8 protein-coding genes are annotated in these 12267 nt (G+C 41.9%); 7 read left to right on the top strand and 1 reads right to left on the bottom strand.

All coding sequences use genetic code 11. The features are described from left to right. Positions 1 to 170: 170 nt before the first annotated feature. Positions 171 to 3533 carry an ATP-binding protein gene (locus H6G41_RS11680; protein ID WP_190746353.1) on the bottom strand — a complete coding sequence of 1121 codons (3363 nt, stop codon included), beginning with the start codon at positions 3531 to 3533 and terminating at the stop codon, positions 171 to 173. A gap of 656 nt (positions 3534 to 4189) precedes the next feature. Here H6G41_RS11680 and H6G41_RS11675 point away from each other — a divergent pair. The 7 genes from H6G41_RS11675 (at position 4190) to H6G41_RS11645 (ending at position 11975) form a co-directional block, all read left to right on the top strand. Beyond that, positions 4190 to 4792: a KaiA family protein gene (locus H6G41_RS11675; RefSeq protein ID WP_306790427.1), complete on the top strand. Its 603-nt coding sequence runs from the start codon at positions 4190 to 4192 to the stop codon at positions 4790 to 4792. Between the two features lie 104 nt (positions 4793 to 4896). Next, the gene (gene kaiB, locus H6G41_RS11670) at positions 4897 to 5211 is read left to right on the top strand and encodes a circadian clock protein KaiB (protein WP_190746352.1); all 315 of its coding nucleotides are present in this window, start codon (positions 4897 to 4899) and stop codon (positions 5209 to 5211) included. Positions 5212 to 5682: 471 nt separating this feature from the next. Then, complete coding sequence (gene kaiC, locus H6G41_RS11665; protein ID WP_190746351.1) at positions 5683 to 7245, top strand: circadian clock protein KaiC; 1563 nt, start codon at positions 5683 to 5685, stop codon at positions 7243 to 7245. A gap of 103 nt (positions 7246 to 7348) precedes the next feature. Next, positions 7349 to 9553 carry a TolC family protein gene (locus H6G41_RS11660; protein WP_190746350.1) on the top strand — a complete coding sequence of 735 codons (2205 nt, stop codon included), beginning with the start codon at positions 7349 to 7351 and terminating at the stop codon, positions 9551 to 9553. 169 nt (positions 9554 to 9722) lie between these two features. Further along, positions 9723 to 10100 carry a hypothetical protein gene (locus H6G41_RS11655; RefSeq protein ID WP_190746349.1) on the top strand — a complete coding sequence of 126 codons (378 nt, stop codon included), beginning with the start codon at positions 9723 to 9725 and terminating at the stop codon, positions 10098 to 10100. Between the two features lie 363 nt (positions 10101 to 10463). Next, a complete protein-coding gene (locus H6G41_RS11650; RefSeq protein WP_190746348.1) occupies positions 10464 to 10961 on the top strand; it encodes a hypothetical protein in 498 nt (165 codons plus the stop codon). Between the two features lie 234 nt (positions 10962 to 11195). Beyond that, positions 11196 to 11975 (top strand): photosystem II S4 domain protein, encoded by a 780-nt coding sequence (locus H6G41_RS11645; protein WP_190746347.1) that lies wholly within the window; start codon positions 11196 to 11198, stop codon positions 11973 to 11975. Positions 11976 to 12267 lie beyond the last annotated feature (292 nt).

Genomic DNA, 12267 nt, shown 5'->3' with positions numbered 1-12267 from the left:
TGTCATAATCATCAGCGTTTGATGATGTAATTTTCAATTTTTTTAGGGGCGGGGTTTCCCCGTCCCTACTAGGTTTTAAGATGAAATTTTAGATTACAGTTTGGCATGAGTTGTTAAGAGGGCGCTCTGACAACAGTCAACCGTCAACAGTCAACCGTCAACATTCCCCCTCATTTGTGTTTATGACTTACAGCCAAAGCTTGATTAACCTCGTTTAATAAGTCTTCCATTGAGATCGAGCGAGGTAAAATTTGTGCAGAAATCTCATTTACTATTGTTTCTATCGTTTCTAAGCCGGTTTTTTTCTGTTTTTCTATTAACGATTGCGAAATTTTAGTTTGAGCGATCGCCTCAGTGCGTTGTAATCTTTGGTCTAGTATTAAAATTGGTGGCAAACTGAACGGTAAATCTGCCAATGCTTTCAATGCTTTGAGCAATTCTTTAGGAATTGCAGATTCTCCTAAGCAAATCAGCAGCAAATCAACGCTTTGATGGCGAATTTGTTGTAAAATTTCCGTCCAACAATTACTAATTGCGGCTTTCAAACCAGCTGTTTGCAAGTATTGAATTAAAGCTTGGAACCACTCAGAACCCCGTTCCGTATTTTCACTACTCACTGAAGATTGTTTAGGACAGCGATGACCGCGAATCTGCTTGCGCCTTACCTGAGGCAAATCCCTGAGAGTAGTAGCATCTACCACTAAAATATTCGGTGGACAGCAGATACCAGAAGCAATTTGTAACACTGACAATAAAGCTTCAGTTTTACTGATACTGCTACTGTTATCTTTGCCTAATGGTTGTAAGCAGGGAAAGACAGATAGCCCAGGTATTTGGGAAGCTGCTAAGGTAGTTCCCACATCACAAGTCACTAATGGTAGCGCCGCCAATCGGGGGTGCTGTTTGAGTTGTTGGAGATAAATTTGGGCTGTAGGGTTGTCTACATCTAGCAAAACTACATCAAATTGCCAAACTCGCGCCAAAAGTTCTGCTTGATCGAGATCGTCTACTTCAATCACGCGGTGTTCTCGCAATGAAGCTTGGTGATGAGCTGATTCCAACTCAGAATTGACTAATCTCAAAATTCGCAGCGGCGTTCTGCTGTTGCTAATTTCATTACTGTCTAATCCTGAGGCAGAAATTGTTGGGGTCGCACATATACTCTCTAATAATGGAGCCAATACTTGAGACTGTACTGGTAGACTTAAGAAACCATCGGCTCGATTGGCAAATGCTTGCTCTTTTTCTGCCCCGGTTGCTGTGACAATTAAGGGGATATGGCGAGTCACAGCGTCAGATTTGAGTAAAGTCAGCACATCCCAACCAGATAATAGCGGTAGCAAAGGATTTAAAAATACAGCTTTTGGCTGCAAGCGACGAGCTTTTTCTACTGCTTCTGTCCCAGAACGCGCAATCACGACTCGATAACCTAAAGCTTTGAGTTGCTCTGTTAAGTCCTCAATATAGCGAGCGACTGCCTCAACTATCAATACCAACCTTTGGGAAGAGGTGGGATATTGCTGAACAGTAGAGTTGATGCGCCCTGCGGATGGAGAAATTCCTCTATTAGTGGTGTTGACAGTTTCTTCATCCTCTCCCATGTCTTCTTCTGACTCGGTAAAGCCTGTCTTCGGCGGACTGGGCGGTAAAAGTAAGGTGAATTGGCTACCTTTACCTTCGCGAGACAAGAAGCTCACATCACCACCGTGGAGTCTGGCTAAGGCTCTAGTTAATACTAGTCCTAAACCAGTTCCTTCAAATTGGCGGGTGAGGGGATTTTCCAGTTGTTGAAATTTTTGGAAAATTAAATGTTGTTGATGTTCGGGAATGCCAATACCTGTATCCCAGACAGTAAAGGCAATCCACCCTTCCCAACGATTTACACGTAAGCCAATTTTTCCCGATAATTCTGTAAACTTAAAAGCATTGGAAAGCAGGTGTACCAGCATTTGCCGCAGACGTAATTCATCTGCAACCATCTGTTCTAAGCCTGGTTCAATGGCGATAGTGAATCGATAATTGCTAGAATTTTCTCCCGGAAGCAGGCTAGAAGGCTTGGTTTTGCTGGTTTGGGTGTGTAAAGCTCTGGCTTCTGATAAAGCGCGATCGCACACTGCGCGAATATTCACAGGGGCTAGGGTTAATTCCATTTGCCCTGTCTCCATCCTGGTTAAATCCAAGATGTCGTTAACTACACTCATTAAGTGGCGTCCGCTTTGATGAATCAGCCCGGCGTACCGGGCTTGACGTTCGTTTAATTCGCCCAATTGTCTATCTACCAGCAATCGCGATAACCCTAACACCGCCGTCAACGGGGTTTTGAGTTCGTGGCTGATACAAGCTAAAAACTCATCTTTTAAGCGATTGAGTTGAATCAAATCAGCATTTTTCGCGGCTAGTTCTTTATAAAGCTGCTGTTGCTCAGTCACATCCGTCGCTAATACCAGCCACAGTTTGCGATCTTCTGCTGCTGTGTCTTGATGATTCAGTGTCATTTCTGACTCAGAATTCCAGGCTCTTAACTCAGGAGTATCTAAGGGAATTTTGGCAAATTGCCACACTCGCTCTTGACCGTTTTGCACTTCGACAATGCAAGTACAAGTACCGATATTACTATCCCAAAAACACTGACTGGATGTAGTATTTGGGGTTTGTTGAGCGTGCAGATTGTTGGCAGGCAAACTGCTGGGTAAACCCGTTGGCGGGAGCGGGCGGCTATTGTCTGGGGGATAAAATTTCAGCGATGTGGGTGGCTCTAGGGTATTATACCCATTACCCGTAACCTGGGGCTGAACTTGCAGGGCTTGATATGTGGCAAATTCTGACTGTTTGGCCAAAATTGAGGCATATACTCTTTCTACTTGCTGCCTTACGGTTTCTGCATCTTTCAAGACGCCTAATTGCTGCCACCAAGCGGGATTTTGTGCTACTACTTCGCCACTAGCTGTTTCTAACATCAAAGGCCAGGGCAGGTGTTCTAACAATTGAACAAGTGGTTTATATAATGATGCTGGGTGCTGTTGTGGGATTTGTGCTTGTGATTGCGTAGCGATCGCCACACCTATACTACTTCTTTGTGCTCTATACTCCTCAAAGTTAGCCAATTGCTCTTGTGCTAATAATCTCAACAACTTGGAGCTATCTAGCAAACCCAAAAATTTCCCTTCCGGGTCAATCAAGGCCCAATCTAAATTATTATGGTTGATTTGAGTGGGTTGATAGCGCAAAAATAAGCCAAATTGCCCCACACATTCAGCGGCTGGTATAGTTGGGATTGGTTCTACGACAGAGGAATCAAAAATTGACAATGGCTGCTGTAAGTTAACGCGATCGCCACCAACTGCTGCCAAAAATTTTTGTGTTAACCGGGTAGAATGCAGCAATCCTACTGGAGATTGCTGCTGATTTACCACCACCACGCGATCGCACTGCTCTTGTTTAAAAATCTCTAGCACCATTGCCAGAGTACTTGTTTCTACGCAGATAGGTACGCTTGTTATAAAGTCATAAAGCGGGTACTGTAGCATTGACATAAGGCTTCTGGGGTCATTCTTCCTGTGAAAGCCTCTGGAGGGAGCATCACCGTTGACTCCGATGGCGCTCATGCCTGAAGCAATATCCTTTAAGAAGACTCTATATAAACAATTCTTTTGACAATTTCAACGCTATTAAAATCACTGGCTGACTCCACACTGATGTTTGGTTCTGCCACCGATCTTTACAAAGGCGGTATTTACCTTTGTGGCATTGAACTTCTGCTTACCATCCTGACCTCGATCCTAACTAGTGTTAAAAATCCTCCTCAACAGCAATAGCTAAAAACAATTATGGCTCTAAAAATTCGCTTTAGAACCTTGAGGAATTATAATGATTTAGAATCCAACAATCTTTTAAGTTCGTTTAAGTATCTTATCAAGGAGCGAAATAATAAAATCCGTATTTAGATAGATATACATTTTGAAACTCTTATGAAAGTCATTAACTAAGTACAACGCCTTCACCAACGCCTCAATAACTTCCTCAGTCCAATTTCTGACTAGCTGCATTAGTTTTGATGTGTTTATTACTTAGGCTGGTACAATTTCTCCTCTCGGAGCAGATTAATTTAGTTGACTACACAGCAAACTGAGTCTAAAACCATGTCTTGCGTTGAATCAACTCGCTAAACTTGGTCAAAGCGATCGAGGAGATGTATAAACCACAAATGTTATTCCCAATATTAATTTTTGCCACGAATGTTAAAAAAAATTTATATAATCAATTAGCCTTAGCCATTCAACAAAGCTGGACTAGGTGGAGCGGTAACTTGATTAATCATACCAGCATTTACAAGTTTTCACTTCTACCATTGGCAACAGTTGATGCTCAACATATCAATTATCTTTTTCTGAACTGGGTGCTTACTAAATTCCCAGAAATATACCCTAAAACATATTGCTATGTATTTGCATCTTATCAGCAAAAACCCCAGGATATTTTTCAACCGATGGATGGAGACGACAGAGAAAATTTGTTGCAACAAATTAAATCTGATTACCGAGAAATACTCGTATACTACTTTACTACAGAAAAAACTTTAAAAGCTAGAATTGATAAATTTATCAATGCAGTGTTTTGTGCTAATATTCCTGTGCCGCAAATCATTGAAATTCATATGGAGTTAATTGAAGAATTTGCTAAACAGTTAAGACTAGAAGGAAGGAGCGACGAAACACTATTAGATTATCGACTGACATTAATAGATATTCTTGCTCACCTGTGTGAAACTTATAGGTGTTCGATATATAAATAAAAGTGAATGTATCGACGTTCAACTTGGCAAAGCATTTGCCATAATTCCCTGTCACTGCGCCAACAATTCCTATATTTCTATCCTCAAGTCTAGCCTGTACCTTTATGACGAAAGCAAGAAAGACCTATGTTCTCAAGCTTTATGTAGCTGGGAACACGCCTAACTCAGTACGGGCATTAAAAACACTAAAAGACATATTAGACCAAGAGTTTCAAGGTGTTTATGCTTTGAAAGTAATTGATGTTCTCAAAAACCCCCAACTGGCAGAAGAGGATAAAATATTAGCTACACCAACATTATCTAAAATTTTGCCGCCTCCAGTCCGCAAAATTATCGGCGACCTTTCCGACAGAGAAAGAGTGTTGATTGGATTGGATTTGCTGTATGAAGAAATGAATGAAGAAAACTGGGAAGAGTGAAATAAACGATGAAGCATCAAGTATGATGGATGCGATTACCCCATCCAATCAAGCGAAAGGTCAATCGATTGTGGATTTTGGATATTGCATTTTGTGAAAAGTCTAGCCAGGGCGTTCCTGAGCCACCCATGTGCAAGGGTTTACCTTGTTGAAAGGAGTGGTATATCGCCTGGAGTTCCAGTATTGGCGGCTAACGAGATGACTTCCACAAAAATTTCCGATTGACTCCGGCTCCTCTTAGACCCTTCCTCCAGGATTTGCATTTTTCCAGATGGAGATAGAGCTAGAACCGCGAAAAAGACTAATTGGGTAGTCGATGCTTCCCATCAGTACATACCCAGTTCATACTTGTGTATTCATCCTTTACACTTCACACTTCTTTAGTAAAATATTTAAGCGTAAAATTTCATGCCCAATTCCAAACATTAGTATTAAAAAACCTGGGGTTTAACACCTCTTTCTTAACAAACAATGATGGAAAAAGACCAACCAGAGCCAAACAAGACACCGTTAATTGGGGGTGTAGAAAAAATCCGCACAATGATTGAGGGCTTTGACGATATTAGTCATGGAGGCTTACCTATTGGTAGAACTACCTTAATCAGCGGCACCTCAGGAACAGGTAAAACTTTATTATCTCTACAGTTTCTCTATAACGGTATTACCTACTTTGATGAACCAGGGGTATTTGTTACCTTTGAAGAATCACCAAGCGACATTATTAAAAATGCCAATATTTTTGGGTGGAACTTACAGCAGTTAATTGATGAAGGTAAACTGTTTATCCTGGATGCGTCACCCGACCCAGAAGGTCAAGATATAGTAGGTAACTTTGACCTTTCAGCTTTGATTGAACGCTTACAATATGCCATCCGCAAATACAAGGCTAGACGCGTTTCCATTGACTCAATCACCGCGGTATTTCAACAGTATGAAGCAATGGGAGTCGTCAGGCGCGAGATATTTCGCCTAGTAGCACGACTGAAACTTTTGAGTGTCACCACTGTAATTACCACAGAACGTAGTGAAGAATATGGCCCTGTGGCTTCTTTTGGCGTAGAAGAATTCGTTTCCGATAATGTGGTAATAGTTCGCAACGTGTTAGAAGGAGAACGCCGTCGCCGCACAATCGAAATTCTGAAGTTGCGGGGTACAACACATATGAAAGGTGAGTATCCTTTTACAATCACCAATGAAGGCGTCAATATATTCCCACTAGGAGCAATGCGGTTGACTCAAAGGTCTTCTAATGTCAGGGTATCTTCGGGAGTGAAAACCCTAGATGAAATGTGCGGTGGTGGTTTCTTTAAAGATTCGATTATTTTGGCTACAGGAGCTACAGGTACTGGTAAAACCTTATTAGTCAGTAAATTTATTCAAGACGGTTGTTTGAATGGTGAGCAAGCAATATTATTTGCCTATGAAGAATCCCGCGCCCAACTTTCGCGCAACGCTTCTTCTTGGGGAATTAATTTTGAAGAATTAGAAAGACAAGGCTTACTGAAAATAATATGTACCTATCCTGAATCTACCGGTTTGGAAGATCACTTACAAATTATTAAGTCAGAAATTGCTATGTTTAAGCCAGCGCGGATTGCTATCGACTCCCTTTCCGCACTAGCTAGAGGAGTGAGCAATAATGCATTTCGCCAGTTTGTCATTGGTGTGACAGGTTACGCCAAACAAGAAGAAATTACAGGGTTTTTTACCAACACAACTGACCAATTTATGGGGTCACATTCGATTACCGATTCCCATATTTCTACTATTACTGACACAATATTAATGCTTCAGTATGTAGAAATTAGGGGAGAAATGTCGCGGGCAATTAATGTTTTCAAAATGCGGGGATCTTGGCATGATAAAGGTATCCGCGAGTATAACATTACTGCCGACGGCCCGGAAATTAAAGATTCTTTCCGGAATTATGAAAGAATTGTTAGTGGTGCTCCTACCCGCGTTAGTATCGATGAAAAGGCGGAACTTTCTCGTATAGTAAAAAGTTTTGAAGATAAAAAAAGTTCCGATTCCTAAATTTGGTATCGTACTATATTCTCTTCTGAATTTATTGTCGTGCTATATTCTGTGGTGAAGAAAAGTTTTCTGCCGCTAGATTGATTTTGTGTGAGGGGATGCGGTGAACGGACAGCAATTATTTCATACTTTCTTGCCTGGTGTGACAGCAGCAGTATTAACAACCCAGCCTGCTTGGGCTGGTACTGTCAAAGTAAATGGGCTACAGCCAGCGTCTTCTCCTAGTGTTTTGACTGCTCGTGATAGTCGAACCTTAGTTGCAGATGGCATTAGTAGCCAGTTCTACATAGCCGATCAGAAGGTTCCTAATTTAGTACCTTTGAGTGATGGGATTGTCGCGAAGACAAAACCTTTAAGTTATCAACCTTTAAGCCATCATAGTATTCCCGTCAACGAAACGGGAAATGCTAGTGCGATCGCACCACAAACACTTAAAGGAAATCAAAGTAGATTTTATAGTTTCTCATCTACCACTCAGACTGCCCAAAACCTAGATATCAACCTATTGGCGGATGCTCGTCAAACAACCAATAATTCCGCTACTTTTGGCCAAAAATTAGAAAATATAGTTGTTCAAGCTAGTAACGTTAAACTCCCGACTGTTGAGAAAAACCAATTGCTGTTGTCGGCTTTACAGCGGCCAAAAAACCAGAAGAAAAAACCTCAGACGCAATTACAGGCAATTTCACCAGTTGCAAGCAAGAATCCAGTCACGCCAAAGTTCCTGGAACTACCCAATTGCTCACAGCAACAGGGACAGCTAAACTCTGGGGTTTCTTGTGCCAAAACCACGACAGCTAAGGATCTAATAGCTCAGACTACACCAGGTAGTACTGTACCAACTCAGACTATACCAGGTAGTACTGTACCAACTCAGACGACACCAGGAACAGTGGTACCAATTCAGAATGTACCAGGCTTAGTGGGCCCTGCACCAGCAGGTAGCGTCCAGGTTCCTGAAAATTTGATTCCTAACCCCAATCCGCTGCAATATCCTACCAACCCAGCAGAAGTTACCTTGCAAAGTAACCAACCAATTACTTTAGTGCAAGCTTTGGAGCTAGCACGACGTAACAATCGGGAGCTACAAGTAGCACAATTGGAGTTAGAACGTAGTCAGGCGGCTTTACGCGAGGCGCAAGCAGCTTTACTACCTACAGTTGGGATTACTGGGGATATTACACGCCAGCGGACTGTGAATGAGACCTATTCTGTCAAGCTGCAACAGCAGCAACAAGAAGGCTTACCACCTGCATTCCGCGAACCAATCGAGCCTGCTGCTAGCAATACGAATTTTAATGCTCAAGCACAGCTATCATATGACCTTTATACTTCTGGTAGACGGCAAGCTACGATTAGAGAAGCTGAAGAACGGGTACGCCTGAGTGAATTGGCGATAGAGAACCAGTCTGAGGATATTCGGCTAAATGTGGCGACTGAGTACTACAATTTGCAACAAGCTGATGAGCAAGTCCGTATTGCTGAGTCAGCTGTAAACAATGCTCAGGCTAGTTTGCGAGATGCAGAAGCTTTAGAGCGAGCAGGGGTAGGTACCAGGTTTGATGTGTTGCGTTCCCAGGTAAATTTAGCAAATTCTCAACAAGAATTGACTAATTCTAGGTCTCAGCAGCAAATTGCGCGTCGCCGCTTAGCAACTCGCTTGAGTTTGCCACAGTCAGTAAATATTAGTGCCGCTGATCCGGTAAAATTAGCTGGTCTTTGGAACCAGACATTAGAACAGAGTATTGTTCTAGCCTATCAAAACCGTCCCGACCTGCAACAGTTGTTGGTACAGCGCAATATTAGCGAACAACAGCGACGACAAGCGCTATCAGCGCTAGGGCCACAGGTAAGTTTAATTGCTAGCTATGACTTTTTCGATCGGTTTAATGATGCGGTTAGTGTCGCTGATGGTTATTCAGTAGGGGTGAGAGCAACGCTAAATTTATTTGACGGTGGAGCATCCAGAGCCAGAGCTGCTCAAGCCAGAGCTAATATTGCGATCGCAGAAACTCAATTTGCTGAACAGCGCAACCAAATTCGATTTCAGGTAGAACAGGCCTTTTCTAACCAGCAATCTAATTTAGAAAATGTTCAAACTGCCAATACAGCTCTAGAACAAGCTAGAGAAGCTTTACGTTTAGCACGTTTACGTTTCCAAGCAGGTGTTGGTACTCAAACTGATGTCATTAACTCGGAAAACGATCTGACAAGAGCTGAAGGTAATCGCATTCGGGCAATTTTGGATTACAATCGTGCTTTGGCTGAATTGCAACGTTCTGTAACGTCAAGAGCTTTTCGTCAATAGTCAATAGTCATTGGTTATTGGTTATTGGTCAACAGCCAAGAGTTTCCCCTGCGTCTCTACCCCTCATCTCCCTAATAAAGAGTCCTTCTGACAAGGTGGATGATGAATAATCAATCAAAATTGGAATAACATAGCTGAGTATTTAACTACTCGGCTGATAAAAAAATTTATGACTATAGTGACATCACAAGAAATTGCACAGTTTCGCTCTATATTCACAGAGAATCCTACAGCAATGGAAGTACTGGATTTAATTGAGGATTGTGAAGGAGATTTAGAAGATGCGGCGATGAGCCTGGCGATTAAAGCAGGACAGCAACCCGAAAGAGCAAATTCTGAGTGGTTAGATGCTCTAGCGCGAAAGTGGCGTGCTGTGATTTGCGAACAAGAATTTCGGGACGAATTACTTAATAACTCAGTTCAAAGGATGATGGACTATCTTTATACAATGCCGACATTTCCCAAAATTTTGGCAGTACCAGTTGTGCTCTATGTCCTCAAACAAGGCGTTAACAATTTTTGCGAGCCGTTGGATACGCTCAAGTAATACCAGCTATTCGCAATTAAGAAAATTGGTAGAATTAATCATTCTTTATAGATACATAAAACAAAAAAAATGTCAATAGTTATTTTTCCAAAGTCTAATAATGAATAGACAATAGTTAGGGACTTCCAAGTAAAAAAATATTCCATTACTATTGTTCACGGTTGACGGTTGACAGTTGACTGTTAACTGTCAACCGTCAACGACTTGAACGGAATAATTTATTTTTTCGAGTTCCCTTATTTCTTCTCTGCTTCCTGGTCACTGAGCGTAGTCTAAGTGCTGCTGCCTCTGCTCCTCTGCTCCCCTGCACTGGTACGCTGTTAATAAAGGCAAAATTTTTCTTGAATATTTTTCAAAAAATCAATGAATTACCTCGTTGCTGTATTACCAGACCGTATCCAAGTTGAAGCTGCTTACTTAGCTTTAGAAAAAGAGTCCATTAAAAGTACTATCCTTGGGAAGGGATATAAAACAGCAGATGAGTTCGGCTTAATTGACCCGAAAGAGCAAGCTAAAAAGCAAGTACGGCTCATGGCGTTTTGGTTAATACCATTTGGCTTTTTTGCTGGTTTTACCTTCAGCTTAATTACTGGTTTGGATACTTTTGCTTGGGCGGGAGAAATTGGTAATCACGTTGTCGGTGGACTACTGGGTGCAGCCAGTGGCGCTATGGGTAGTGTATTTGTGGGTGGCGGAGTCGGTTTGATTGCAGGTAGTGGTGATGCTTTACCCTATCGCAATCGCTTGGATGCAGGTAAATATCTCATAGTAGTTCAAGGTTCGGAAATTCTCACTCGACAAGCAACTCGCATCTTACGTCAGTTTGAGCCAGAAAATATTCAGGGTTATGCAGATAGCTAGTACCGCTGGCGAGTAAGTCACAAGAATTGAATTGCTAATCACAACATATTCCTATCATCAATTTAATAACACCCTAAATTCTAGGGGCGGGGAAACCTAGCCCCTAGAATGTATATATCTGATGATTTTTGGCAATTGGTTTCATCTACAGATGGCGCTAGAATCAAACAGTGGTCATGAGTAATAGTCAATAGAGATTGTTGGCTTTAAGCTCACAACTGGTAATTTTTGATAATGTTGCCCAGAGAAGAACTTTTAAAAAGTGTTGAAAATCGAGATACTGTAGCTCGTGTAATCGATCGCGCAGAAGAAGCCATCAAAACCTGGGAAGTGGTTTTGACAGATTTTCTGTCTCCCCCAGAATTAGCAGAAATTCAGCGGGTTTTTAGTCGATTAACAGAGGTGCAATTGGTGGCTTGGGGTGGATATCCGCAAGCTGAACGCCAAAGATTAGCGATCGCGCGCGGAGAAATTCCTTTAGATCAATCCCAAGTCGCCTTAGTAGTTTTAGAAATTGCGGGTAATTTCTTGTTTGATACCGCAACCCACCGCGACTTTTTAGGCGCAATGTTGGGGACGGGAATCGTTCGGGAAAAAACTGGAGATATTATTGTTCTCGGCGAACGTGGCGCGCAGGTAATTGTCGCACCAGAGTTAGCAGAATTTTTAGAGATGAACCTCAAACAAGTGCGATCGGTTCCGGTAAAAACCCAGCAAATAGATGCGAGTGAGTTAAAAGTTCGCGAACCGAAGAAAAAAGAAATGACTACTGTTGAGGCTTCCTTACGGTTAGATGCGATCGCCTCTGCTGGTTTTGGTATGTCGCGCAGCAAAATGGTAGATTTAATTGACTCCGGTGATGTGCGCGTTAACTGGAAGGAAGTATCTCAAGCTAGTTCGCAAGTGAAAACAGGTGATTTAATTGCTATTCGTGGTAAGGGACGCCTAGAAGTTGGGGAAGTTGCTGTTACTAAAAAAGACCGTTACCGAGTGCAATTAACAAGATATATGTAAATTGTCAGTTGTCAGTCATACTGTATCGGGTTTAGTAATGCTAAACCCCTACAAAGAATTTGATATGGCCATAGCCATAAAGATTAGGACGTAAACTATAAGAGTTAGCATTGCATCTACCCCATCCCGATGGCAAAAGCTTATAGTGATGATTTCCGGCGAAAAGTTATGCAAGCGATTGAATTGGATGGTCTCAAAAAGTGTGAAGCCAGCCAATTGTTCAATAATTAGTGCTGTTACTTCTTTTACAAGATATTGAACGCCTTAGAGACTTGGCACTTAGTCATGGAAT

This window comes from Tolypothrix sp. FACHB-123 (genome assembly GCF_014697075.1).
Taxonomy (GTDB): Bacteria; Cyanobacteriota; Cyanobacteriia; order Cyanobacteriales; family Nostocaceae; genus Aulosira.
The sequence above is the reverse complement of the archived record's forward strand: the minus strand, read 5'-3'. Positions and strand labels throughout refer to the sequence as shown.